The organism is Ruegeria sp. BC7 (assembly GCF_056539165.1).
In genome coordinates, this window is the sequence record NZ_JBQFUL010000001.1 from 1,029,735 (window position 1) to 1,055,732 (window position 25,998).

Here is a 25,998-nt window from a genome sequence, read left to right on the forward strand (position 1 = left end):
CGAAGGGAGTGTGCCCGTGAAGTTGAAGAACCCGCATTTCAGGGCGCCATCAGACGCGAACCAGCGCAAAACTATCCCTCCGGTCATCTGCTATTCGCCAGACACGCTGCCGCAACCCGATCTGGATGCGTTGAGTGCGCTCAGGCAACAGGCGTCCAAGACGGCTGAGGTGACCGCCGCCCCTCGGGATGCGGCCTGCATTGATGTTCCCGCCGGTGCTTTCGTTCGGGTTGTTTCGGTTGATGGCCCACAGGTCGGCGATCTGAATATGTGGAACAAATACGACCTGTCTGAGCGGTTCTATTCCGGCAAAACCCGCGCCCTGCACGGAACGCATTTGTCGACCGGTGATCGCATGTGGTCCAGCTTTCCGCACATGCGCCCGATGGCCACCATCGTAAGCGACACTTTGGACTGGTACGGGTTCGATGAATTCGGAGGGTCCGTTCATGACGTAATCGGAACGCGCTGTGACCCCTATACCGGCCGTCTTCTGTCGGGTGACGACTATCACTATTGCTGCCACTCGAACCTGACGCGGGCTCTGGCCAGCCATTGCGACCTGCCGCTTCATGAGGCAGAAATGTATGTGCACGACGTTCTGAATGTGTTCATGTGCACGGGTTTCACGCGGGACACCGGGCAGTATTTCATGAAGGCCAGCCCGGTGCGCCCCGGTGATTATCTGGAATTCTACGCCGAGATTGATCTGACCGTCGGGCTTTCGGCCTGTCCCGGAGGGGATTGTTCATCCGAGCATTCCTCGGACGCTGCGGCCTGCTATCCGTTGCTGGTTGAGGTGTATGATCCGGGGCAAGACGCGCGCGAAGCGCATGTCCAACCTGCGCGATCAGCGTATGATCGTTCTCACGGCGCAGGCTAGGCGGTCATTCGACGCCCCAAACGGTCGAGCATCCGGCAGCAAAGCTCAAGCTGTTCAATCTCGACAAATTCGTCTGCTTTATGGGCCTGAGTGATTGATCCCGGCCCGCAGACAATCGCCTGAACCCCAAGCTGTTGAAACAGCCCCGCCTCAGTCGCGAATGAAACGACGCCCGTGCCGTTCGCTCCGGTCAGTTCGGCCACAAGGTCTCGGGCTGCGTTTTTGTCCATCGGCTCAAGACCGGTAACTTCGGCGACGGCCTGTTGGGTTATAGTGGCGGCGCTGTGTACGGCCTGCATTTCAGGTAATAGCGCGTGTTCCACGTAGTCGGTCAGAGCGCGCTTGACCAGGTCCGCATCGCTGGATTGAACGGGCCGCATTTCCCAGGCAACCTCGGCTTTGCTAGCGATCACATTGTGCGCGACCCCACCGGAAATCCGCCCGATATTCACTGTTGTCCAAGGCGGTTCAAACGGGCTGTCGGTTGGCGCGCGGGATTTCAGGATTTGGCGCAATTCCAGCAGTTTCCCGATGTAGCGGGCCGCATACTCAGCCGCGTTCACCCCATCGTCCGGGGCCGAACTGTGCCCTTCCAGCCCGACAAAGGACGTGGTGTATTCATAGCACCCTTTGTGGCCCTCGATCACGCGCATCTCTGTTGGCTCACCTATGATGGCGATGTCCGGGACGATGCCGCGTTCAGACAGGTCATCCACCAGATTGCGCGCCCCAAGACACCCGGTTTCCTCGTCATAGGTGAACGAGAAATGCAGCGGTTGGGTCAACTGTGTCGCATCAAGAGTTTCCGCAAAAGCCAAGGCTGCCGCGATGAACCCCTTCATGTCGCATGTGCCGCGCCCAAACAGTTTGCCGTCACGCTCGACCATCTGGAACGGATCGCTGGTCCAGTCCTGATCGGCCACCGGAACAACATCCGTATGACCGGACAAGACAATGCCGCCATCCATCTCTGGCCCAAGCGTGGCAAAGATATTGGCCTTTGCGCCGGTTGCGTCCTGTGTCTGAATACACCGCGCGCCCAGAGCCTCAAGAAAGTCGGTCAAATAGTGGATGATCTCAAGATTGCTATCTGCCGAAACCGTTTCAAAGGCGATCAGGTCGGACAGGATTTCTTTGGTTCTTTGCAAGGTCATGGCTTTACGAACAGTTTGCGGGGGCGGTCGCAGAAGCACTCTGCTGGCCCGGAATCGGTGATCAGGATGGATTCGGTGATCTCAAGCCCCCAGTCGTCCATCCAAAGGCCGGGCATGAAATGGAAGGTCATGCCGGGTTCAAGAACGGTTTCGTCTTCGGGTCGCAGGGAAATGGTGCGCTCTCCCCAATCTGGCGGATAGCTGAGACCAACAGGATAGCCGCACCGCGCGCCGCGCTCGATCCCGGCGCGTTCCAACGGCGCGGCCAACGCAAGCGCGATGTCGCGGGCCTGATTGCCTGCGCGGGCCGCGTCCAAACCTGCTTCGAGCCCCTCAACCAGCGCAGCTTCGGCCCGCAGCAGGTGATCGGGTGGCTGACCAAGGAACACCGACCGGCAGAAAGGCGTGTGATACCGGCGATAGCAGCCCGAGAGTTCAAAAAATGTGCACTCTCCTGACTTGAACGGAGCGCCATCCCACGTGAGATGCGGTGCCGCCGCGTCCGGCCCCGAGGGAAGCAACGGCACGATGGCCGCATAGTCACCCCAATTCCCGTCGGCACCATGAATTGCGTCGCTGTAAATCTGGGCCACCAGCTCGTTTTTCCTAAGCCCCGGTTCCACGCGCTCCAGAACGCCGTCGATGATATGCTCTGAGATGCGCGCGGCCTTGCGCATCAATGCTATTTCTTCGTCGGATTTAACCGCGCGCTGCCAATTGACCAGCGCGTTTGCATCAATCAGGTCTGCGTTGGGAAGCTCTGCCTGAAGGGTCAGGTGGGCCTTGGCTGAATAATAATAGTTGTCCAGTTCGACTCCGATACGCCCGCTTGCAAGACCGCAATCCGCCATCAGCGCGGCAAGGTCCTGCATCGGGTGACGAATGGTAGACTGGACATATTCGTCCGCATAACCATGAATGCGGTCGTTAGCCATCCAGACTGTGCGGCGCGCGCCGTTGGCATCCTGACCGCGACCCCACCAGATCGGATCTGCGTCGTGAAAAACCACAACACCTTGATGCACGTAGAACGACCAACCCTCATACCCTGTCAGCCACGCCATGTTCGAGGGGTCTTCGACAAACAAAGCGTCCAGGCCAGCCTTTGCCATCGCCTTGCGCGTCTTGGTCAGGCGGCGATCATACTCTGCCCGAGTAAATGCCGGATCAGCGTGGGCCATGGGCTGCTCCTGTCTAGTGTGAAGTCTTGTTGACAGAACTTGACGAATTCGGTCACGTCAATGGGCAACACAGGAAAGGCGGGCCATTGAAGATTTCATCCAACCCTTATCGCGGTGGTCAGAAGCTGATCCCAGAGGCTCCGTTCCCCTCTACCGAAGCCGCGCGTGTAGCGGCCTTGTTGGACCAGTGCCCCGCTGCCGCCGAAACGCCGCTGAGGGAGGTTGGCGGCCTTGCCGATGTCGCAACTCTCTGGGTAAAGGATGAGCGTGAGCGGATGAATCTGGGGTCGTTCAAGGCATTGGGCGCGGCTTATGTGATTGCGCGCCACGCGGCGGATATATCCGAGACGCCCGACAACACGACCCTGACCGGTCGGACCTATGTGACCGCCAGCGCGGGTAACCACGGAATGAGTGTTGCGGCCGGTGCCCGTATTTTTGGTGCTGATGCAGTTGTCTACATCGCCGAAACTGTGCCTGAGAGCTTTGCGGATCGCTTGCGGTCTCAGAACGCTCGGGTCGTGCGTCACGGTGCTGACTATGCTGCCAGTATGGAGGCTGCGGCGCAGGCCTCTCGGGACAATGGCTGGACTTTGCTGTCTGACAGCTCCTGGCCCGGTTACTTTGAGTTGCCGCACATCCTGATGGAAGGCTACCTGCAAATGGCGGCCGAGGCGGTGCGTCAATGCCCGCAGATACCCACGCACATCTTCTTGCAAGCCGGTGTTGGCGGGCTGGCGGGGGCCGTCGCCGCCTATGTCCGCGACGTTTGGAAAGATGCACCTCAGATTATTGTGGTCGAGCCCGAGGCCGCACCCGCATTGCAAGCCAGTATCGAGGCGGGCGCATGTGTTTTTGCCGATGGGCCGGACAGCGTGATGGGTCGCCTTGACTGCAAAGAGCCGTCGCTGATCGCGCTGAATGGTCTGGCACGAGACGCGGATAAGTTTCTGACGCTTTCGGATGAAGAAGTTCTGCGCCATCTACCGGCAATGGCCAAGGCAGAGATCGCGACAACAGCGTCCGGTGGGGCAGGGATCGCGGCGGTCATGAATTCCGACGTGCGCGATGAACTGTCTATTGGCCCCGAGGCGCGCGTTTTGTGCTTTTTGTCCGAGAATGCAGAATGAGGGGGTTTGAGGATTCGGAATTCGCGGCACGCACTGAACGCGCTCAGCGTTTAATGAGCGAGCAGGGGCTTTCGGCGCTCCTACTCACGACCGAGCCTGAAGTGCGATATTTCACCGGATATTTGACTCGGTTCTGGGAAAGCCCGACGCGCCCGTGGTTCCTGATCGTGCCTGCATCTGGCAAACCCATCGCCGTCATTCCTTCGATTGGCGCGGCGCTGATGGGACAAACGTGGATTGACGACATCCGCATCTGGAGTTCGCCGGACCTTGTGGATGATGGCATCACCTTGTTGGCCGATACCTTGAGAGAGGTTACGCCATCAGACGCAAATATCGGTCAGCCAGATGGTCATGAAACCCATATGCGCATGCCGATAGCTGACTTTATTCGATTGCAAAATACATTGGAAAATCGGCGTCTTACGGGCGACAGTGGAATTCTGCGTTCACTGCGGATGGTGAAGTCCTCAGCCGAGATTGAAAAGATCGAAACCGCTTGCCAGATTGCTGCACGAGCCTTTCAGCGTGTCCCAGAGATTGCAGGCTCGGGCGTGTCATTGGACACGGTTTTTCGCCGCTTTCAAATGCTTTGCCTTGAGGAAGGCGCGGATTGGGTTCCTTATCTGGCAGGAGGGGCTGAAAAAGGAGGGTACACTGACGTGATCTCTCCGGCGCGTGATACCGCAATGACCGACGGAGACGTCCTAATGCTGGACACCGGGTTGGTTTGGGACGGATACTTTTGTGACTATGACCGAAACTGGTCAATCGGTCCGGCCAGCAATGAGGTAAAATCAGCCTTTGCCACACTGATCGAGGCGGCTGACAGCGCATTCGAGATCGCACGCCCTGGCGCGCGCGCGTGCGACCTGTATCACGCGATGAATTCGGTTCTTTCACGCAAAAGTGGAGATACCGGAGCAGGGCGACTGGGGCATGGGTTGGGAATGTCCCTAACGGAATGGCCATCCCTCATACCTGGTGACGATACGGTGCTGGAGTCCGGCATGGTGTTGACGCTTGAACCCGGTATCGCAGTTGGCGACAAGATATTGGTGCACGAGGAAAATATCGTGATCAACGAGGACGGTCCACGATTTATCAGTCCGCGCGCCGGGCCGGAGTTGCATGTGATATGAGTTACTTACCATACAAACTTGATGCGGATGATCCGCAGTCTACGCCTCTTGGTTTGATCGTCTTGCAGACAGATGAGACGATCGAGCCTGAGTTCAGCGCGTATTTCTCGGATCGCAGTTATCCCATTTATGTTTCCCGGATTCCAAGCGGAAGCAAGGTTACGACCGACACTCTTTCAGAGATGGAGCAGGCACTTCCCGCTGCAGCGGATTTATTGCCAAAGGTCCGTCCGTACCGAGTAGTGGGCTATGGGTGCACATCGGCGAGCTCTGTGATCGGGTCGAAACAAGTAGAGAGGCTGGTGCAGAAAAGCTGTGATGCGGCAGTTGTCACGAATCCGCTTCGTGCGGGTTCTGCGTGCGCGGCCGAGTTGGGGGTTTCCAAGTTTGCTCTGCTGTCACCATATATCGAGGAAGTGAACGAGCCCCTACGCCGTGCGTTCGCTGAAAACGGGGTGTCGATGGAAGTTTTTGGCTCATTCGGAGAGGCGCAGGAATCCAGGGTCGTTCGGATTTCGCGGCAATCCATTGTCGATGCCGCGTTAAAGCTAGGGTCTGATTCGCAAGTTGAGGCTGTTTTCATAAGCTGTACGAATATAAGAACTTTTGATGCGATACCGGAAATTCAAAAAAACTTGCAGAAACCGGTTCTCTCCAGCAATCAAAGTCTTGCATGGCACATGCGGCACCTGAATTCCGCCTGATTATCAGGCTTGTGACTGTGCCATTGTTATCAGGTCGTCATATTTTGGTTGCGCGACGCGTGCCGCATGTCCTTAAATGGGCCGGACAGGTCTTTGAGATCCGGATAAACCGGGCGACCAAGGACGGCACAGGGGAGCCAAGTTGGTAATGACTAATGACGCAGCGTTCGTCGAATTTCAGCGTGTCCAGAAATCTTATGATGGCGAGATACTCGTCGTAAAAGATTTAAACCTTTCAATGCCAAAAGGGGAGTTCCTCACGATGCTGGGCCCGTCGGGTTCCGGTAAAACGACGTGTTTGATGATGCTCGCCGGTTTTGAAACCGCAACGCATGGCGAGATCATGTTGGATGGACGACCGATCAACAACATCCCGCCTCACAAGCGTGGTATTGGCATGGTTTTCCAAAACTATGCGTTGTTCCCGCACATGACCGTCGCCGAGAACCTTTCGTTCCCGTTGGAGGTACGGAAGATTGGCAAGGATGAGCGCGAAGAAAAGGTTAAGCGCGCCTTGGATATGGTTCAGATGGGCGCGTTCGGAAGTCGCCGCCCTGCGCAATTGTCCGGTGGTCAACAGCAGCGTATTGCACTTGCGCGTGCCTTGGTGTTCGAGCCTGAGCTGGTCTTGATGGACGAACCACTGGGGGCTTTGGACAAGCAACTGCGCGAACACATGCAGTTTGAAATCACGCGTCTGGCCCATGAGCTGGGGATTACGACGGTTTACGTGACGCACGACCAGACCGAGGCGTTGACCATGTCGGACCGTGTCGCCGTGTTTGATGACGGACGCATTCAGCAACTTGCGCCGCCGGATTTGCTGTACGAAGAACCCGAGAACAGCTTTGTTGCGCAATTTATTGGTGAAAACAATACATTGGAAGGTGTTGTTAAATCGATAGACGGGGACTCTTGCGTGGTCACGCTGGACGATGGTTCTGAAATCGACGCCAAGCCAGTGAACGTGAGCGCGGCAGGCGAACGGACAAAGGTGTCGATCCGGCCGGAACGGGTTGAGTTCAATAAGGATCGCCTGCACGCCGATGCCCACACTCTGAAGGCGACGGTGAAAGAGTTCATCTACATGGGTGATGTGTTCCGGTTCCGTCTATCTGTGGCGGGCAACGATGATTTCATCATCAAAACTCGGAACGCACCGGATGCCGTCAGATTGTCCCCCGGCCAAGAGGTCGAGATCGGCTGGCTGGCGCATGATTGCCGGGCGCTTGACGCCTGAGGCATGAATACCCCGCCGTTGCGGGGCAAGAGTTGGCCGGGTTGCCCCGTGATCCGGTCTCGAAACCTAAATTTAGCGGGTATAACAGGGAGTTAAACATGAAAGTTAAAACCACTCTGATGGCAAGCGCGGTTGCTGCCGTTGCCGGTGGCGCGATGGCCGAAGAGATGACCATCGTCTCCTGGGGCGGCGCGTATTCCAAGTCGCAGCTCAAAGCGTATCACGAGCCTTATTCGGAAAAGACCGGCGTCACCATCCTGAACGATGACAGCTCGGCCGAGGCCGTTGCAAAGCTTCGCGCGATGAATGAAGCGGGCAACATCACTTGGGATGTGGTGGACGTTGTTGCTGCGGACGCGATCCGTCTGTGCGACGAAGGTCTGGCGCTTGAAATCGACTTTGACAGCCAGCTTGCCGCTGCACCGGACGGCACACCGGCGTCCGAAGATTTCGGCGACCTTCTGGTCAGCGACTGCTTTATTCCGCAGATCGTGTATTCGACCACATTCGGTTACCGCACTGATTTGGTTGGCGATAACCCTCCGACCGAGATCTGCGCGGTTTTCGATCTGGAAAACTATCCGGGCAAACGCTCGCTTGAGAAGCGTCCGATCAACAACATGGAATGGGCGCTGCTGTGTGACGGCGTTGCCAAAGAAGACGTCTATGATGTTCTGGCAACACCGGAAGGTCAGGATCAGGCGTTGGCCAAGCTGGGCACCATCAAGGACAGTGTTGTCTGGTGGTCTGCCGGTGCTGACACGCCGCAGTTGCTGGCCGATGGCGAGGTCATCATGGGCTCGACCTACAACGGTCGTCTGTTCAGCGTGATCGAAGAACAGAAACAGCCGGTCGCCATGCTGTGGGACGCGCAGGTGTTCGATCTGGACGGCTGGATCATCCCCGCCGGTCTGAGCGAAGAGCGTCAGCAGCGTGCGCTGGACTACATCATGTTCGCCACCGACACGCAGCGTCTGGCGGATCAGGCCAAGTACATCTCGTACGGTCCGGCCCGTGCTTCGTCGGCTCCGCTGGTGGGTCAGCACGCCGATCTGGGCATCGACATGGCACCGCACATGCCGACCGACCCAGAGAACGCAAAGAACACGTTCCTGTACAACTACGAGTTCTGGGCTGACTACCGCGACGATATCGACGCCAAGTTCCAGGCGTGGCTGGCACAATAAGCCTGCTTTAAGTCAACGGTTGGGGCCGCCATTGGCCCCGACCCACCAATAAAGACCAAGGGACGCAGATGACTGACGCAACTCAATCCGGTCCGATGTTGGCCGCAGATGGCACCCCGCTGAAGAAATCTCTGGCGCGGTCTTTGCGCCGTCGCAAGCTGAGGGCGCTGGCCCTGATTGCGCCGCTGCTGCTGTTTGTCCTGCTTTCCTTTGTGATCCCGATTATGTCGATGCTGTTCCGCTCGGTCGAAAACAGCATCGTGGCCGACACGCTGCCATTGACTGTGGTCGAGCTGCGCAATTGGGATGCCGACAGCGGTGAACTCCCGGATGAGGCGCTTTACGCTGCCTTCACCAAGGACATGATCACCGCGATCGACCAAAAAACGCACACCCGTCTGGGGTCGCGTCTGAACTATGAACAAACCGGTATGTCCTCGATGTTCCGCCGCTCTGGGCGTCAGATCAAAAAGCTGGACCCGGAAACGGACGGCCCGTTCAAAGACAAGCTGATCGATATTCACGATGGCTGGGGCGATGTTGAGACTTGGCGCACGATCAAGACGCACGCGGTTCCCATCACCAACGGATATTTCCTGAATGCGATCGACATGCGCCGCACCCCTGAGGGCGCGCAGGCGCAGCCCGAAGACAAGCAAATCCTGATCAAGCTGTTCGGTCGTACGCTGATGATGTCGCTGATCATTACGGCGTCTTGTATTCTGCTGGCTTACCCGGTGTCCTACCTGCTTGCGACGCTGCCGATGCGCGTGTCGAACCTGTTAATGATCCTTGTGTTGTTACCTTTCTGGACGTCACTTCTGGTGCGAACCTCGGCGTGGAAGGTGATGTTGCAACAGCAAGGTGTGATCAATGAAACGCTGGTCTGGCTTGGGTTGGTGGCGGATGATGCGCGACTTGTGATCATCAATAACCAATTTGGCACGATTATCGCGATGACACATATCCTGCTGCCGTTCATGATCCTGCCGATGTATTCGGTGATGCAGACGATCCCGGACTCCTATACGCGCGCTGCCAAATCCATGGGCGCGACGAACTGGACAACCTTCTGGCGCATCTACTTTCCGCAATCCATTCCGGGCATTGGGGCGGGTTCGATCCTCGTGTTCATCCTCGCCATCGGCTACTACATCACGCCGGAAATCGTAGGCGGCACCAAGGGTGTCTTCATCTCGAACCGGATTGCGTACCACATCTCGTCCTCGTTGAACTGGGGGCTGGCGGCGGCCTTGGGCACGATCCTGCTGGCGGTCGTTCTGTTACTCTACTGGTGCTATGACAAGATCGTGGGCATCGACAACGTGAAGCTGGGATAAAGACGATGGCAGCACTTACACCAATATCCCGCAAACCCATGTCGGTCGTTCTGCCCGCAGTGGCCATTGCCGGAGGGTTCCTCGGCATGTTCGTCGGGGCCGGGCAGGGCAGTGTCCTGCTGGGTATCCTGATCGGAGCCGTGCTGATGGCGGGGCTGGCCTGGGTCTACATGAATGTCCTGGACAACGAGCGCGCCGCCCGCTGGATCACGATCCTTGGGCTAGGTGGGCTTGGCCTGCTGTTCGCAGGATTGACCGGGCTGATCGTGGGGCTTCTGGCCGGATGGTTCTTCGCCTTCTTCATCTTCTGGCTTTATGAGGGCCGCTATCGGCGGAAACTGCTGCCGTATATGACCGGTCAACAGGTGTTTTGGCATTACACCTTCCGGGTGATCTGCGGTGCGATTTTTGTGTTCCTGATCACGCCGATCCTTGTGGTGCTTCCGCTGTCGTTCAACGCGCAGGACTTTTTCACCTTTACGCCCGAGATGCTGCGGCTGGACCCCGAGGGCTATTCCCTCAAGCATTACCGCGATTTCTTCACCAACAATGAATGGCAGCGCAGCTTCAAAAACTCGCTGATCATCGCGCCGATTGCGACGTTTATCTCGGTATCATTGGGCACACTGGCGGCCATCGGGCTAAGTCAAAGCCACGTTCCGGGAAAACGGGCGATTATGGGAATCCTGATTTCACCCATGATCGTGCCGCTGATCATCTCGGCCACTGGCATGTTCTTTTTCTACAGCGATATCGGCCGGTTCCTTGAAGGCACGCTGGGCATGGACAAGAACTTTGTGGGATATGTGAAGGTCATCCTCGCCCACGCGGTTCTGGGTATTCCGTTCGTGATCATCACCGTGACGGCGACGCTGGTTGGTTTCGATCAATCGCTGACCCGCGCGGCGGCGAATATGGGGGCAGGGCCGGTGCGCACCTTCTTCAAGATCCAGATGCCGCTGATCCTGCCGGGCGTGATCTCGGGCGGGTTGTTCGCCTTTATCACCTCGTTTGACGAGGTGGTCGTGGTGCTGTTTGTCGGCTCGGCCAGCCAGAAAACGCTGCCGTGGCAGATGTTCACTGGCCTGCGTGAACAAATTAGCCCGACCATTCTGGCGGTGGCGACGATCCTTGTGGTGATCTCAATCGCGCTGCTGACCACGGTTGAATTGCTGCGCCGCCGGTCCGAGCGTCTGCGGGGTCTTTCCCCCGCTTGACGCGCGCGGCGGTGTGATTTAGCCGTACCCTTGTGTAGCCCGGTCACGATGGCGTCGTGACATCCAAACGGGCGCATGGCTCTCGGTTCCCGAGGCCGCTTGTCCTGAACGCCGGGACTTGTGGCCGGGCACCCTTCGTCCGGCATTGCAGGAGAGAGCATGATGACAGACCTGACAAACCGCCCCGAGTTCTTCACCAGTCACAATGGTGAAAAGGCGCCATTGCCATTCAGCAAGGCAGAATACGAACGTCGCTTGACGGGATTGCGTGCGATGATGGCTGCTCGGGATATTCCGGCGGTGCTGCTGACCTCGATGCACAATATCGCCTATTACTCGGGCTTTCTGTATTGCTCCTTTGGCCGTCCATACGGCTGCGTGGTGACGCAGGACGCTTGCACCACGGTGTCGGCGAATATCGATGCGGGGCAGCCGTGGCGACGCTCGGTTGAGGAAAACGTGATCTACACCGACTGGAAGCGCGACAATTACTGGCGCGCGGTAGCCAGCCTGATCGGTGGCGCGAAGCGGATCGGAATTGAGGGCGATCATTTGACGCTTGCGGCACGTGACACAGCGCTGGCGATGCTGGGTCAGCCGGAACTGGTCGATGTGGCCGCTGATACGATGGCCGCCCGGATGGTGAAATCGGCAGAAGAGATCGCGCTGATCAAGGGCGGCGCACACACCGCAGATGTGGGCGGGGCCGCCATCCACGCCGCGATCCGCGAGGGCGCGACCGAGATTGAGATTGCCATGGCCGGTCGTGACGCGATGGAGGCCGAGATTGCGCGCGCCTATCCCGACGCGGAATACCGCGATACCTGGGTTTGGTTTCAGTCGGGCCTGAATACCGACGGAGCGCATAACCCCGTGACCAAGAGGGCGCTGCAAAAGGGCGATATCCTGTCGCTCAACACGTTCCCGATGATCTCGGGCTATTACACCGCGTTGGAGCGCACCCTGTTTCTGGGCGAACCCGACGCCGACAGCCTGCGCATCTGGAAGGCCAACGTCGCCGCGCACGAACTGGGGCTGAGCCTGATCAAACCCGGCGCGACCTGCTCGGGCATCACGGCTGAGATAAACCGCTTCTTCGCGGATGAGGGTCTGCTGCAATACCGGTCCTTTGGCTATGGCCACTCGTTCGGTGTTCTCAGCCACTACTACGGGCGTGAGGCGGGGCTGGAGCTGCGCGAGGATATCGACACGGTGCTAGAGCCGGGCATGGTCGTTTCAATCGAGCCGATGCTGTGGATACCCGAAGGTCAGCCCGGCGCGGGCGGATATCGCGAACATGACATTCTGGTCGTCGAGGAAGACGGGGCCGAGAACATCACCGGCTTCCCCTATGGGCCGGAACACAACACGATTACCTAACCGGACAGGCAGGAGGGGCGCTTAGCCCCTCTTGCCACGTTCGTGGAAGATGAACCCGATGAAATTCAGCAACACCTGCGCGGCCAGAATCTGGGTGCTTTCGGTGGGATCATAGTTCGGCGCGACCTCGACAAGATCAATGCCCACGACGTCGCCGCGCTGTGCCAGCCCTTGCAGGATTTCCAGCACGTCATAGTACAGAAACCCCCCGTGGCTGGGCGTGCCGGTGCCCGATGCAATCGAGGGACAAAAGGCGTCGATATCGATCGTCACATAATACCGCGCGCCCTCGGGGATGCGCGCCAAAACGCCCTCGGTCCCCAGTTCGCGCACCTGCCGCACCGACAAAATGTCAGACCCTCGGGCGCGGGCATCCTCATAGCCTTCCTTCGCGGTCGAGGACACGTTGCGGATACCCAACTGGGTCATGCCTGAGACATAGTCTTTCTCAATCGCGCGCCGCATCGGGTTGCCGTGCCCGGCGGTCACGCCATGCCGTTCGTCCACGAAATCCAGATGCGCGTCGATCTGAACCACATGGATCGGACCATTCTCTGCACACTCATCGGCAAAGGCGTTGATGCAGGGGATGTTGACCGAGTGATCACCGCCAATGGTGACGGGCAGGGCACCAGCGTTCAGAATCTTCTGGACCCCGAACTGGATATTGGCGTGGCTTTCCTCGGTCTTGGTGTGGATGATGTCCGCATCGCCGATATCGACCATCCGCACGGAACTATCCAGATAGGTCGCGTCATCCTCGTGATCATATGCTCCTGCGTGGCCAAAGCTGAACAGTGTCGATGCCTCGCGCACTGCACGCGGCCCAAACCGCGCGCCAGAGCGCCACTGCGTACCAAAGTCGAACGGAGCGCCAAGGATCGCCACGTCCGCCTCGATCTGGTCCCAGTTTTCGATGTAGGGTGATTTGCCAAAGGTCGAAATGCCTACGAAAGGCAGGTTTAAGCGTCCGCTGGAGTACCCATGTGATGACATTTCCAAAGCCCTGTTTTTTGCCGTTTGCCCACAGCTTAGACCGGTTGCCCAAGGCTGGATAGATCATCTAGGCGCAGTTGACGGTTGAATGTCCCCTTCGGCGGTGTCTATTTGACAAGGCGACTGGAAAGGAATTGCCGTGGTGCATCACGAATTGCCGCCGGAGACAGGTGTCTTCTACATAAACTTGGACCGCGTCCCAGCGCGGCGGGAATTCATGGAAGAACAATTCGCCCATGCCGGTCTGCCCGGGGCAGTTCGGTTCAGTGCGGTTGACGGCCAGGTTCCTGGCGCATTGGATGACAATAGCTATGTGCCGGGCACAGGTAGCCGCTGGGGTTTGAAACAAAGCGAGGTTGCCTGTTTTGAAAGCCATCGCGCAGTATGGCGCGCCGTCGTGCAGCAAAACCTCCAGTCGGTCGCTATTTTTGAAGATGACGTAGAGCTGTCGGTCAATGCAGGGCACGTGGTGTCCAAAGTGTTGGAGAACGCGTCGGAATACGATCTGGTGAAACTCGACTATTCCCCAAGATCAATGCGTTTCGGACCCCAGCGCACAATCGCAGATGTTCCGGTTCGGTCGATGCTAGAAATGGCCCCAAGCTCTGCTGCGTATATTGTCACACAGGCAGCTTGCCGCAGGCTGCTGCGTTGGTCCGAGCCGTATTCGGATCATTTGGACGACTTCATCTCGCTGCCACGCGAGGATTGGCGCATGTTTCAGTGTTTTCCCGCTGTGGGCGTCCAAATGATCTGGTCGCAACAGCAAGGCCAGACTGACGAAGATGTAAAGGTTAGCGAGCGATCTCAGGACACGAAAACCAACACCGGTCTGGACAAAGGGCCAACGTGGTTTCGCGTGCGCCGAGAACTACGGGCCGCGCGGCGCAAGCTGTTCTGGCGAATGGGCGGCGAAAAACGTTTGCGAGATCAGGGCGGCTATATCGGATTTATTCCATGCGCGGATGATCTTAGCGTCTAGGCGTGCGCCGTTTCCCACAAAAATAGGGGGAATACGGGTTCCAGCCCTATAACCGTTAACAAAACTGTCAATTTGATATAACGTTTGAGTGTTATTTCCAGTTGGCGCTTGGGTTTTCGGTATGAGTCAGACGATCTACGAACGATATGGTGGCTTTAAAACGATCAGCAGGATCGTAATGACGTTCTATGAGATGGCCTTGGATTCTGACCAGATCGGAGGACATTTCGAGGACATCGACATGCCTCGACTAATTGATCACCAAACCAAGTTTGTTTCGTCATTGGTCGGTGGGCCTGCGTCCTTCAGTGATGAGCGGATTGAGGCTGTTCATCGGCATCTAAACATATCTCATGCTGACTTTGATGAGATGGCCGATCTGTTCGGCCAGGCACTGGAGATGCACGGTATGGAGGACGGTCATATCAAGATTGCCCTCAGCGCTATTGAATCCAAGCGTTCCATCATCGTGACGCGCAACGCAGCATGAGTATTCTGGCCATAAATGAGCAACTGCTCCGCGCGATCGGAGTGGGCGTGGCCGTTGTGCGGGCTTCGGATCTTGGGTTCGTGTTCTACAATGGCCCGTTTGCCGAATGGTTTGGTGCTCCGTCCGAAGGGCAATCTTTACTGGATGTGTTTCCCGGCCTGGATCAGCGCGAGCTGGAGGATGTAAAGCAATCTGGCCTTCGCTATTCCGTCGAAATGCAGATCAAGCCAAAGCGTAGAACATTGATTTTTGCGACTGCGGTTTCCTTGGCAAACGGGATGGACGAGCAGCTATTGGTCGTTGAGTGTCAAAACATTACCCGCATTCGCGAACTTGAGAGCATGATCGACAGCTACTCGACAATGGTCGAGCGTAACACGCGCGAACTGGAACGCGAGAAAGAGCGTGTTGAAAGGTTGCTGCTGAACCTGATGCCACGCGCGGTATATGAGGAATTCAAGACATTCGGCGTTGTGACGCCGCAGCTTTACGATCAGGTCTCGGTGGTCATGCTGGACTTTGTCGGTTTCACGGATTTCGCGGCAAAGACGGACCCGACTGTAACTCTTAGCGAGTTGAACGACATTTTCACCGCCTTTGACCGGATCGTCGAACAGTTTGGATGCGAACGGATCAAGACAATTGGGGACGCATACCTAGCGGTTTCCGGGATGCCCGATGCGACCCCGGATCATGCGACGGCTGTCGCTCATTGCGCGGTCAGGTTCCTTCGCTATCTTGAGCGGCGAAATGAAAGCCACCCGCATAAATGGGAGGCTCGCATTGGGCTGGGAATGGGCCCGGCAGTTGGTTCGGTCGTGGGAATTCAGAAATACGTTTACGACGTTTTCGGACCTGCTGTTAACATTGCCTCACGGTTGCAAGTCTTTGCAAATCCAATGAATATCGTTGCGCCCGAGGAGATGAAATTCGCTCTGATCGACGAGTTTCAGGTTTCCGATCTGGGGCGTGTCGATATTAAGGGAATGGGTGAAATGGACCTCATCAACGTGACTTCGGGCCTTAGCATGCCAAAACCCAGAACCGTATTCTGACTAGTCGTCCTGCGGCACCAAGCCAAGACCCCTGAGATAGATTCCGATACCGGATTCCAAAAGGTCTTCGGGAGGAAAGGGCGAAGTTGCGCCGGTGTTTCTGGCGTACAGCTCGACCACGCCGTGGCTCATGGCCCAGATATGCGCGCTGAACATCGACGCGGGCGGACGTTTCTCTGGGGGAATGTGCTGGGACAGATCCGCCGCGGCCTTCTCGAGTACACTTTTCGCTCGGTTGGCAGCCAATGAAAGTTCCGGCGTGCGGTTGATGGAAACACCACTTTCAAACATTGCGATGTAATGGCCGGGGTGCTTGCGGGCAAAGGCAAGATAGGCGCGACCTGTTGCCTCGAACGCGGCCAGAGCGGATGGCTGACCCTTGTCGTAGGCGTATTGCATCAAGTCCGCGAACATCTCGAACCCTTGGCGCGCGGCCTCGGCGATCAGGTCTTCGCGACCCTGAAAATGCCGGTAAACGGCCGCTGGCGTTACGCCGGCTGTCTTGGCCGCTTCGGATAGGGTAAAGCCGGTCGGACCTTTTTCTTCAATCAGGGACAGCGCGGCCTCGATCAAGGCTTGCTTCAGGTTGCCGTGGTGATACCCGCGTTTTGTCATCCCTGTATCACTTGCCCTTGTTGTTCATATACTTGGACTTCTGACATAATCCGAGCGGTGCGTTTCGTCCAACATCTATGGCGCGGAAAACGAGTGAAATTCATCAGGACTCCCAGATTTCGGGCCCGCCGCAGATTTTCGTATCGATTTTGCCAATGGCTTCATGATTTTTCTCGTCATAGTCCAGGGCATGCAGGACGGTTTGAATGGCCGCCAGCCGCGCTCGCTTCTTGTCGTCCGAGCGCACGATTGTCCACGGGCAATGCGCCGAATGGCTGCGTGTCAGGGTTTCAGCGATAGAGGTCGAGTACTCATCCCACTTGCTGAGACCTTGAATATCTATCGGGCTGAGCTTCCATTGCTTCAACGGATCGGTCTCACGGGCCAAGAACCGGTTGAGCTGCTCGGCGCGCCCGACGTTCAGCCAAAACTTGAAAAGCCTGATGCCGTCGCTGACGAATCCAGTTTCCAGCGGCAAGACCTGACGAAAGAACCTTTCGCGTTCATCTGACGTGCAAAAACCAAATACATTCTCAACAACGCCGCGGTTGTACCAGCTTCGGTCAAAGAACACGATTTCGCCAGCAGCGGGTAGGTGAGGGATGTACCTTTGAAAATACCACTGGCTGCGCTCTTGATCCGATGGCTTGCCAAGTGCGACGTTGCGGGCTCCGCGTGGATTAAGATTTTCGCGAAAGCGTTTGATTGTACCGCCTTTTCCGGCAGCATCCCGGCCTTCAAAGATGATTGCGACCCTTCCACCGGTCTCTTTCACCCACGATTGCATCTTGACCAGTTCGATCTGCAACGCCTCCATCTGCTTTTCATAATCCTTACGCTTCATTCGTTCGTCGTAAGGAAAGCTGGGGTTCAGGATGTCATCCTTGTTTGCCTTTTCGATTGAGGATCTGACCTCTTTCGGGGCTTCTTTTCGGAAATACTTTTCGATGGAGCCTTTTGCGGATCGGGCCATAAGTCACCTCTCGATAAAATCCAATTTCTACTATGGATTAGCCGAGAGATTAACGCAAACCTGCCCTTTGTGCCGCCCTTTCAATGGCGGTGGCCACTTCGGGTGCGGCAACGACCTGCGGCATGTGTCCGATCCCTGCCAGTTCGATTAATTCTGCATCCGGTATCTGTTCAATCAGGCGCTGGGAATGCCAGCCCAGACCAACAGTTTCGTCCGCTGTTCCGTGTACGATTTCAGTTGGCACCGAGATGTCTTTGTACTGCGGTTGAAGGGCGCGGATTTCTTCTAGAAGATTGGCCCGTTGTTTGGCATTTGCGTGCATGGACGAGCGACGGATAGTCAGGCCGGGGCCAAAGTGACGGGCATACCCTTCGGGCGCGGATTGCGGAGCAAACACCTGATCAAGCGCCTTTTCTACATACCATTCCGGCACAAACGCGCTGATCAAAGGCAAAGCCAGAGCGTTACCCGCCGATGTAGACGCAAGCCTGTTGAAGCCATCCAGCGGTGTTTCCCAAGGGATGGCGGCCGGGGCGATCAGAACCAGTGCCGAGATGTTCTCGGGTCGGGTGACGGCCCAAGCAAGCGATACGGATCCACCATAGCTTTGTCCGGCGACAATGGGCTTGTCTGCGCCAAGTATGGCAGCAGCCTTCTGTAGAATTATAGCTTGTTCTTCAATGCTTTCACCGTCTGGGTTAAAGCTGCCGCTATAGCCAAGTCCCGGTCGGTCAAAGACGATCACGCGGAAGTTCTTTGCCAAGATTGGTGCAAGAGCGAACGTCATGTCGCGTGTGTTGCCGCTTGAACCATGGATCAGAACCACGTCTGGGCCTTCGCCCTTCACCACCGCATGGATCGGAACGCCGTCAACATCAATGATTTCACCTTCGGGTGGGAAGGATGCCTCGGCGCTCGCTTCGTTTTGCGACACGCGCCATGCGGTCAGCAAGGTCAGGCCAGAGAGAAACAGGCCGAGGGTTATGACAGATTTAACGACCAATTTCGTCCAGATCGAATGGGGTCGATTGATAAATCTCGTTGATCCAGTTCCCGTAAAGCAAATGAGCATGACTGCGCCAGCGGTTTTGCGGATCTCGGCTTGGATCGTCGTCAGGATAGTAATTCATGGGCACGTTGATCGGCGTGCCGTTCGCGATGTCGCGGTCGTACTCTTGCTTGAGCGTGTCGCTGTCATATTCAAAGTGATTGAAGATATAAATCGCACGATGCGAAGGATCTTCGACAAGGCAGGGGCCAACGTCTTCGCTGCCCAACAGCGTTGTCAGACCCGGAGCGCTGTCGATCTCATCCTGTTTCATCTCGGTCCAGCGGCTGACAGGGATCACGCAATCATCCGAAAACCCCCGCAAGAATGGCGAGGCGGGCGCAAGATTGCGATGTCTGAAACATCCAAAAGCCTTGGCATCCAGTATGTGTTTCTGAACGCCGTGAAAGTGGTTGATCATCGCCATTCCGCCCCAGCAAACGCCAAAGGTCGAATGCACGTTCGTCTGGGTCCAGTCAAAGACCTCGCTGATCTCTTCCCAATAGGTCACGTCTTCAAACTCAAGGTGTTCGATCGGTGCGCCAGTGATGATCAGGCCGTCGAACTTTTGATCTTTGATCTCCTGAAACGGACGGTAAAACTCGGCCATGTGTTCGGCTGCGGTGTTTTTGGTCCGATGCTCGGTCATGCGGATCAGCGACAGGTCGATCTGCAGCGGGGTCGCACCGATCAGGCGAGCGAACTGGTTTTCCGTCTGAATCTTCTTGGGCATCAGGTTCAGCAACCCAATCCGCAGGGGGCGAATGTCCTGACGCATCGCCTGATCCTCATCCATGACCATGACGCCCTCGTTGGTGAGAACGTCAAATGCAGGCAGGTCGGAGGGGATCTTGATTGGCATCAGGTGCAAGCCTTCGGAAACTAAGTGTAAGAGCCGTAATTAAGCGTGGTTTGGGCGGGCCTCAAGGGTGCGTTCGATCAACTCGTCGAAATCTGAGGCGTCACGGACGTTGTGCATGTCATCCGCAGTGACCGCTATCCCCCAATTGTCGGCCATCGCCTGATAGCGGGGCTGACGATGAGCAAGAGCGCGGGAGTAAGTCCAGCGTACAAATGCGTCGGGGTCCACCTGAGAGCCCGAGCAGCCGTGCTCGGCCAGATATTCCTCCCAAACCTGAGTCAGGAATTGTGGCTGATAAGACATCGGCTTGGGAGCCTTGTCAAAGCGGCGGACCAGCTCTGCGGTGTGCTCGTCGTCGCCTTTTAGCCATATCATCAAAGTTTGCCGCGAAAGCTCGGACAGGACTTGATCGCGCGGGTCGTTGGGGTCGACCCATTCGCAGATTGACCCGCCGGTGTCGCAGATGAAGTTGGGGTATTGATACAGGCGTTCGGCGCGGTCGATGAAATACTCTGTGTCCAGCAGAGCATGAATTTCTGCCAGTCTGAACTGTTCCTGTCTGCGGCGGTATTCGGTTAGCTCAAGCCCTCCAAGCGCCGGGTTGCCAGGCTTACCCAGATAGGCAGCGACCGGCGTAAGATTCTCAAATGAGATGTTAGAGCCGATATAGATCGAGTCTGACAGAAGAAGATCCCGCAGAAAGGGGACTTTCATCGCTTCTGCCTTGGCATTGTCGGTGATGTACTCGCCCATGTAGCGTGTACCGATGCGGTAATCGATCGAGTAATGAAACCAGTCACCCGAGTCCCGCAAGATATTGGACACATACGTTTTCCCAAGGCCCGACATGCCGAAAAACAGCACTTTCTTTCGCGCTGCCTCGCGCCAATCTTTTGCCGAGCTGTAGATCATCGTCTGCTATCCCCTTTTAGCACCTTGCTAATTGGGGCGGCGGGCGGCGTCAATCAGGTGCGCGGTTTCGGTTTAGGATCAATAGCCCCACGGCGAGCACTGCAAAGCCGAGAAATGCCTGTGGTTGTAGCGCTTCGTCGCGCAGGATTGCGCCAAGGACGATTGCCACAGGTGGGATAACCAGCGTTACAAGCAACAGATTGCCCGCGCCCGCCATTGCCAAAACGCGGTAGTACAAAAGGTATGCTCCTGCGGTTGCAATCAGCGCGTAATAGGCGATGGCTGCCCAGGTAATGGCTGGCAGGTCGAACGTTGGAACACCGTCAACGACCAGAGTTATCGGCAAGATAAACAGCGTAGATCCTGTCAGCATCCCGGCTGCGGCAACTGCCGGGTGCAGGCCGGACAACGCGACACGCGCCCAAGCTCCGGCCAGGGCGTATGAGATCGCGCCTGCGATGATTGCCAGTTGCGCTGCGCTTTGCAGGTCAAAACTGGCGAAACTCTGAACTCCGATGGCGATCGCAACTCCGACGAACCCCAGACTGACGCCAAGGGCGCGAGAACGGGTCAATTGCTCGTCCTTGAAAAATATCGCCGCGACCAGAACGCCAAAAAATGCCGTTGTTGCGTTCAGGATCGAGGTGAGCCCCGTTTCGATATACAACTGCCCCCATGCCATAAGAGAAAACGGAATGGCGTTGTTCAGTATTCCCATGACAACAAATGCAATCCAAATGCGTGGGGTAGAAGGCACCTTTAGCCCCTTAGCCCAAACCACGACCCAGAGAGCCAGCATCGCCCAGAAGACGCGATGCAGGACCGAGGTCATCACCGGTACAGTGTCCAGCGCGATCCTGATGGAAACGAAAGATGCGCCCCAGATCAGGCCCAGCAACAAAAGTTCGGCCCATGCCTGTGTGGAAAGTTGTTTTTGAGTAGCCATGCCAATGTCTTTCACTCAAACGCGGCAAACGCGACCCGAAACATGCGAAAAGGCCCCGCCAAATGGCGAGGCCCCTGTTCAAACTACCTGAAAGCTTCTTAGTTCAGCGCGTATGTGAGCTGCAGACCAACACTCCAGGCCGAGTTTCCAGTAAACTCGCCACCGGTGGTGGTGGTGGCATCGCCGATATCGGTGTAGCGGATCGCGCCCGAAAGCTGAGCCTGCTCGAAAGAGTAGGTGCCACCTACGCCGATGCTCCAGAAACCGTCGGTTGGGCCGAGGTTGGAAACCGGTGTGCCGGACGAGGCTTCATAACCAGCGGATACAGCACCCGAGAATTCCTCGGAGAACTGATAGCCGACGCCCAAAGTGTAGGTGAAGGTGTCGTCGTCATAGTCGACCAGGTTGCTACCGGTAATTCCGACATAGGCTGGTGGTGCAAGTACTGCCTGAGGCCAGTCAACCCAGCGGATCGAACCGAACACGAGGGTTTTCGGTGCAACACCGGTCTGGAAGTCAAGGTTGACCGACTGGGGCGTGATAACCTCATCTTCTGTGTTCAGGGAAACGACAGGTACCGGCACCGGTGGCGGCGGAGCGTTGAAGGATTCTACCAGTCCAAAATTGTGAGTGATCTTGGAGTTGTAGACCAGCGAAACGCGCGCGGCGATCTCGGGGCGTTCCCAAGCGACACCGACAAGGTAGCCAAAGTCGATTTCATCATCCGACGTGGTTTGATAGCCACCGGCTGCGGGCACGGCAACATCCAGACTTGCACGCTGTCCCCGGACACCGGCAATAGCGCTAAAGCCGCCTTCGAATTTGTAACGTAGCACAGCCGAGATTGCGTCCGTGTCAGCCTTGGCGCGCAGGACATCGGTCCGGCCGCCGAACGGCGTCAGCGGGTTCAACGAAAGCGGGTAGTTGGCCGCGTACTCTACGTCCGCGCCAAACGGCTGATCATAGATCAGCGCGAAGTCCAGCCTGTCATTGAACGCATGCTTGTATGCTAGTCCCGGTGAAAAAAAGCTGTTGGTCACATTGCCCGAGTCGACGCCGAACTGCTCTCCGCTGACGCTCGGGGAAGCATACCCCAGACGCAACTGAACGGCCGATCCTTCCTCGAACAGAATGTTCACGCCTTGGCCACTGCGATCAAGGCCGCCTGCATAGGCACCCGTCGCGCCAACGCACATAGCGCACGCCTGTAGAAGCGCTTTCCTCATTTAGTCCCTCCCTAAATATCTCCTGTAAGGTCAGTGCCCGTCTCCGTAAGGGGCTGCTGACCCGGTGTGTGGTGCTCGTTATTCTGTTAAGGTTTACTTTATCGTCAACTGGTGACGGTGCGTTACTTGTTTGGAGCGTGTCGGGAGACTGTTGCGTTTGTGTTACGATTCTCGGCGCTAACATTCAAAAAGATACCTGAGAAGATCACGGCTGCCCCAAGAAGCGTCCATTGGTCCAGCGGTTCTTGGTAAAGAATCATGCCGACGATCGCGATTGTCGGCAGCCTGGCAAAGTCGAAAGGCACCACCACTGTTGCCGGGGCAATAGCCAATGCGTTGGTGATGCAAAAATGTGCAAGCAGTCCGGCTAGTCCGATCAACAACAGAAAAGGAGCGGTTTTGGCTGAGGGCAGCGCAATCTGTCCGTCAATTCCAGATGCCGCCAATCCCAGAATCGCTTGAATGACCGTCAGCCAGAACATGATGCAACCGATGCTGGCATGTTGGGTCAGTTTTTTCGTCGAAATCGTCGTCAGAGCGAAGAAAACCGCAGACAAGGCAGCGGCTATGACGCCTCCGGTCAGTGGCACCGCGCCGGGGCGGGCGACAATGAGAATGCCGACAAACCCGATCAGTGCGGACATGACGCGTATTGTGGTCAATCTTTCACCCAGCAAGAGCGGCGAAAGAAGAATGACCCAAAAAGGCTGAGTGAATTCAAGCGCGAAGACCTGCGCTAAAGGAACAACCGATACCGCATAGAACCAAAGGTTCTGGCCGGTGAAATGTAGAACGTTTCGGACTCCGTGCAGGCCGATACGATTGGTCGTCACATGGTGCCACTTGCCAGTGACTGTCAGGGCAAGTGAAACGATGAGTATGCCGACAAGACTCCGGTAGAACATGATCTCAAACGTGTCATGAGATACGCTGAGTTCTCGGCCCGCAACTGCCATCGACGAAAACGAGGCGATGGCCCCGGTCATCCAGAGTGCGGCTTTGCCGATTTGAGGTCTGCTGGCTTCCATAAGAAATCTGTTGAGGCCCAAGGTGAGGATTTAAGGAAAACAGAAGTTTGCCTGATCCGAAATAATAAAGCCGGGGAAGTCCCCGGCTTTTTTGTTATTCCCACTCGATCGTTCCCGGTGGTTTTGATGTGATGTCATAGGTGCATCGGTTGATCCCTTTGACCTCATTAATGATCCGTGTCGCGGTCTCACCAAGGAATTCGTGGCTAAACGGATAATAGTCGGCCGTCATTCCGTCCACTGACGTCACGGCCCGCAAGGCACAGGCGTAGTCATAGGTGCGACCATCACCCATGACGCCGACGGTGCGGACAGGCAGAATGGCGACAAAAGCCTGCCAGATTTCATCGTAAAGTCCGTGCTTGCGGATTTGATCGATGTAGACGGCATCGGCTTCGCGCAAGATTTCCAGTTTCTCGCGCGTTATCTCACCTGGACAGCGAATCGCCAGACCGGGACCGGGGAAGGGGTGGCGGCCGATAAAGCTCTGCGGCAGGCCCAGTTCGCGACCCAACGCGCGGACCTCATCCTTGAACAACTCGCGCAGGGGCTCGACCAGCTTCAGGCCCATCTTTTCGGGCAGGCCGCCGACATTGTGGTGTGACTTGATCGTGACCGAAGGGCCGCCGGAAAAGGACACTGATTCAATGACATCGGGGTACAATGTGCCCTGCGCCAGAAACTCGGCCCCGTCGATGGTGTCGGCGTGTTTCTGGAAAACGTCGATGAACAGCTTGCCGATGATCTTGCGCTTGGTCTCGGGGTCGGACTGGCCTTCCAACTCACCAAGGAACAGGTCGCTTTCATCCGCGTGGATCAGTTGAATGTTGTAGTTGTCGCGGAACATGCCGACGACTTCTTCAGCCTCGTTCTTGCGCAGCAGGCCGTGGTCTACGAACACACAGGTGAGCTGATCGCCGATCGCCTCGTGGATCAGGATCGCCGCGACCGAGCTGTCGACGCCGCCGGACAGACCACAGATGACCTTTTTGTCGCCCACCTGTTCGCGGATATTGCGGATCATCTCGTCGCGATAGGCGCCCATGGTCCAGTCGCCCTTGAACCCGGCCAGTTTGACGAAATTCTCGTACAGTTTCGCGCCCTTGGGAGTGTGGTGCACCTCGGGGTGGAACTGAACCGCATAGAAGTGACGGCTGGCATCGGCGGTAACTGCAAAAGGCGCGTTGGGCGAGGTGCCGAACACCTCGAACCCAGGTGCGATTTCACTGACGTGGTCACCGTGGCTCATCCAGACCTGTTCGTCGCCATCGGCGAACCAACCGTCAAGGATATCCAACTGACCTTTGGGAGTGACAAAGGCGCGTCCGAACTCGGCGGTGCCGTGGCCGCTTTCGACTTTGCCGCCCAACTGGTGCATCATCACCTGCTGGCCATAACAAATGCCAAGGATCGGGACGCCATAATCGAAAATCTCTTGCGGAGCGCGCGGTGAACCTTCGCGCGTCACACTGTCCGGCCCGCCCGAGAAGATCACGGCCTTTGGCGCCATCTCGCGCACAAATTCCATCGTGACTTTCTGATAGGGGTGGATTTCGCAATAGACGTTCAGCTCACGCAGGCGTCGCGCGATAAGCTGCGTTACCTGGCTGCCGAAGTCGATGATCAGAAGGCGGTCATGAGTGTCCTGGGTCATGGTTGGCTATTAGGTCGCAAGCCTTGCATGTGCAAGCGCAATGACATCATTTGTGCAATTGTGCCTCAGGATAGTGAGGAAAGGGGATGTCATGTCAAAGATTATGCTACGGCGCGCTACCCTTGCCGATATTGACGAGACAACCGTGTGCATTTCGGCGGCCTATGCGCCTGCGTTGCGCGAAATACCGGACCTGCCGGACGTCACTGGTGGCGTAGCCCATGACATAGCCACTTATGAGGCGGTCGTGGCCGAAGATGGCACAGGAATTATTGGGTATGTTGTCTATGACGTCGTTGAAGACGCGATGATGGTTTTCAATCTTGCCGTTTCGCCGGCCGCACAGGGGAAGGGAGTCGCAAAAAGGCTGCTGGAACATGTCGAAGACACAGCGCGCGCGCAGGGAGTGGAACGACTTAGGTTGCGGACCCATCGTTTGATGCAAACAACGGTTGCCATGTATCAATATTTGGGGTGGGGCATCACAAGCTCCAAAGGAAACAGCTTGGCAATGGAAAAGCCGGTTCGGTAACGGATGCGCCGGGCCTGTTCAAAGCGTCGGCCCAAATGTCGCTTTTACCCCTATAGCGCCGTAAACCATATGCTTTGCACCTATTGCCTCCTGTAACAAATCCATCAAACCAACCAATAGA

At 56.7% G+C, this 25,998-nt stretch carries 25 protein-coding genes; 13 read left to right on the top strand and 12 right to left on the bottom strand.

The annotated features are described in order from the left end of the window. Positions 1-22 precede the first annotated feature (22 nt). On the top strand, positions 23-883 hold the full coding sequence (locus ACR0KS_RS04795; protein ID WP_480693140.1) for an urea carboxylase-associated family protein: 861 nt from the start codon (positions 23-25) through the stop codon (positions 881-883). Here the strand turns inward: ACR0KS_RS04795 and argE are convergent. Continuing rightward, positions 880-2,037 (bottom strand): acetylornithine deacetylase, encoded by a 1,158-nt coding sequence (gene argE, locus ACR0KS_RS04800; RefSeq protein WP_170563174.1) that lies wholly within the window; start codon positions 2,035-2,037, stop codon positions 880-882. The two genes, ACR0KS_RS04795 and argE, sit on opposite strands and share 4 nt — an antisense overlap. Next, positions 2,034-3,218, bottom strand: coding sequence for an ectoine hydrolase DoeA (gene doeA / locus ACR0KS_RS04805; RefSeq protein WP_170563177.1), 1,185 nt, complete (start codon positions 3,216-3,218; stop codon positions 2,034-2,036). Before doeA ends, argE begins: the two co-directional genes overlap by 4 nt. Before the next feature lie 86 nt (positions 3,219-3,304). Here doeA and ACR0KS_RS04810 point away from each other — a divergent pair, with 86 nt between their 5' ends. From ACR0KS_RS04810 to ACR0KS_RS04845, 8 genes are all read left to right on the top strand, one after another. Beyond that, positions 3,305-4,348 (top strand): pyridoxal-phosphate dependent enzyme, encoded by a 1,044-nt coding sequence (locus ACR0KS_RS04810; RefSeq protein WP_170563400.1) that lies wholly within the window; start codon positions 3,305-3,307, stop codon positions 4,346-4,348. Then, positions 4,345-5,490, top strand: coding sequence for a M24 family metallopeptidase (locus ACR0KS_RS04815; protein WP_170698020.1), 1,146 nt, complete (start codon positions 4,345-4,347; stop codon positions 5,488-5,490). Before ACR0KS_RS04810 ends, ACR0KS_RS04815 begins: the two co-directional genes overlap by 4 nt. Positions 5,491-5,552: 62 nt before the next feature. Beyond that, positions 5,553-6,194: a maleate cis-trans isomerase family protein gene (locus ACR0KS_RS04820; protein WP_480693133.1), complete on the top strand. Its 642-nt coding sequence runs from the start codon at positions 5,553-5,555 to the stop codon at positions 6,192-6,194. A 148-nt stretch (positions 6,195-6,342) separates the two neighbouring features. After that, complete coding sequence (locus ACR0KS_RS04825) at positions 6,343-7,434, top strand: ABC transporter ATP-binding protein (protein ID WP_170417434.1); 1,092 nt, start codon at positions 6,343-6,345, stop codon at positions 7,432-7,434. Positions 7,435-7,532: 98 nt separating this feature from the next. Continuing rightward, entirely contained in the window at positions 7,533-8,621 is a 1,089-nt protein-coding gene (locus ACR0KS_RS04830) for an extracellular solute-binding protein (protein WP_170384081.1), read from the top strand. 68 nt (positions 8,622-8,689) lie between these two features. Next, positions 8,690-9,961, top strand: coding sequence for an ABC transporter permease (locus ACR0KS_RS04835; RefSeq protein ID WP_170384083.1), 1,272 nt, complete (start codon positions 8,690-8,692; stop codon positions 9,959-9,961). 5 nt (positions 9,962-9,966) lie between these two features. After that, positions 9,967-11,178 (top strand): ABC transporter permease, encoded by a 1,212-nt coding sequence (locus ACR0KS_RS04840; RefSeq protein WP_170384086.1) that lies wholly within the window; start codon positions 9,967-9,969, stop codon positions 11,176-11,178. Between the two features lie 162 nt (positions 11,179-11,340). After that, on the top strand, positions 11,341-12,558 hold the full coding sequence (locus tag ACR0KS_RS04845; RefSeq protein ID WP_170563186.1) for an aminopeptidase P family protein: 1,218 nt from the start codon (positions 11,341-11,343) through the stop codon (positions 12,556-12,558). A 21-nt stretch (positions 12,559-12,579) separates the two neighbouring features. On the opposite strand, the gene speB is transcribed toward ACR0KS_RS04845, so the two are convergent. Then, positions 12,580-13,554 (bottom strand): agmatinase, encoded by a 975-nt coding sequence (gene speB / locus ACR0KS_RS04850; RefSeq protein WP_170563189.1) that lies wholly within the window; start codon positions 13,552-13,554, stop codon positions 12,580-12,582. Between the two features lie 142 nt (positions 13,555-13,696). Between speB and ACR0KS_RS04855 the strand changes: the two genes are divergently transcribed. The 3 genes from ACR0KS_RS04855 (at position 13,697) to ACR0KS_RS04865 (ending at position 16,081) form a co-directional block, all read left to right on the top strand. Then, the gene (locus tag ACR0KS_RS04855) at positions 13,697-14,536 is read left to right on the top strand and encodes a glycosyltransferase family 25 protein (protein WP_170563192.1); all 840 of its coding nucleotides are present in this window, start codon (positions 13,697-13,699) and stop codon (positions 14,534-14,536) included. A gap of 121 nt (positions 14,537-14,657) precedes the next feature. Then, a complete protein-coding gene (locus tag ACR0KS_RS04860) occupies positions 14,658-15,026 on the top strand; it encodes a group I truncated hemoglobin (protein ID WP_170482160.1) in 369 nt (122 codons plus the stop codon). Then, entirely contained in the window at positions 15,023-16,081 is a 1,059-nt protein-coding gene (locus ACR0KS_RS04865) for an adenylate/guanylate cyclase domain-containing protein (protein WP_170384096.1), read from the top strand. The genes ACR0KS_RS04860 and ACR0KS_RS04865 overlap by 4 nt, the downstream gene beginning before the upstream one ends. On the opposite strand, the gene ACR0KS_RS04870 is transcribed toward ACR0KS_RS04865, so the two are convergent. From ACR0KS_RS04870 to guaA, 9 genes are all read right to left on the bottom strand, one after another. Further along, the gene (locus ACR0KS_RS04870; RefSeq protein ID WP_170384099.1) at positions 16,082-16,696 is read right to left on the bottom strand and encodes a TetR/AcrR family transcriptional regulator; all 615 of its coding nucleotides are present in this window, start codon (positions 16,694-16,696) and stop codon (positions 16,082-16,084) included. A 103-nt stretch (positions 16,697-16,799) separates the two neighbouring features. After that, positions 16,800-17,669: a polyphosphate kinase 2 gene (gene ppk2 / locus ACR0KS_RS04875; protein ID WP_170563198.1), complete on the bottom strand. Its 870-nt coding sequence runs from the start codon at positions 17,667-17,669 to the stop codon at positions 16,800-16,802. 49 nt (positions 17,670-17,718) lie between these two features. Further along, positions 17,719-18,672, bottom strand: a complete 954-nt coding sequence (locus tag ACR0KS_RS04880) for an alpha/beta fold hydrolase (protein WP_480693134.1) — start codon at positions 18,670-18,672, stop codon at positions 17,719-17,721. Continuing rightward, complete coding sequence (gene metA, locus ACR0KS_RS04885; RefSeq protein ID WP_170563204.1) at positions 18,662-19,579, bottom strand: homoserine O-acetyltransferase MetA; 918 nt, start codon at positions 19,577-19,579, stop codon at positions 18,662-18,664. The genes ACR0KS_RS04880 and metA overlap by 11 nt, the downstream gene beginning before the upstream one ends. A gap of 39 nt (positions 19,580-19,618) precedes the next feature. Beyond that, complete coding sequence (locus ACR0KS_RS04890) at positions 19,619-20,491, bottom strand: ATPase (protein WP_170563207.1); 873 nt, start codon at positions 20,489-20,491, stop codon at positions 19,619-19,621. 49 nt (positions 20,492-20,540) lie between these two features. After that, positions 20,541-21,437: a DMT family transporter gene (locus ACR0KS_RS04895; protein ID WP_170563210.1), complete on the bottom strand. Its 897-nt coding sequence runs from the start codon at positions 21,435-21,437 to the stop codon at positions 20,541-20,543. A gap of 98 nt (positions 21,438-21,535) precedes the next feature. Continuing rightward, entirely contained in the window at positions 21,536-22,663 is a 1,128-nt protein-coding gene (locus ACR0KS_RS04900; protein ID WP_170563213.1) for a porin family protein, read from the bottom strand. A gap of 122 nt (positions 22,664-22,785) precedes the next feature. Beyond that, entirely contained in the window at positions 22,786-23,691 is a 906-nt protein-coding gene (locus tag ACR0KS_RS04905) for a DMT family transporter (protein ID WP_170563216.1), read from the bottom strand. A gap of 94 nt (positions 23,692-23,785) precedes the next feature. After that, positions 23,786-25,345: a glutamine-hydrolyzing GMP synthase gene (gene guaA, locus ACR0KS_RS04910; protein ID WP_170563219.1), complete on the bottom strand. Its 1,560-nt coding sequence runs from the start codon at positions 25,343-25,345 to the stop codon at positions 23,786-23,788. A 91-nt stretch (positions 25,346-25,436) separates the two neighbouring features. Here guaA and ACR0KS_RS04915 point away from each other — a divergent pair, with 91 nt between their 5' ends. Beyond that, the gene (locus tag ACR0KS_RS04915) at positions 25,437-25,877 is read left to right on the top strand and encodes a GNAT family N-acetyltransferase (protein WP_170563222.1); all 441 of its coding nucleotides are present in this window, start codon (positions 25,437-25,439) and stop codon (positions 25,875-25,877) included. Positions 25,878-25,998 lie beyond the last annotated feature (121 nt).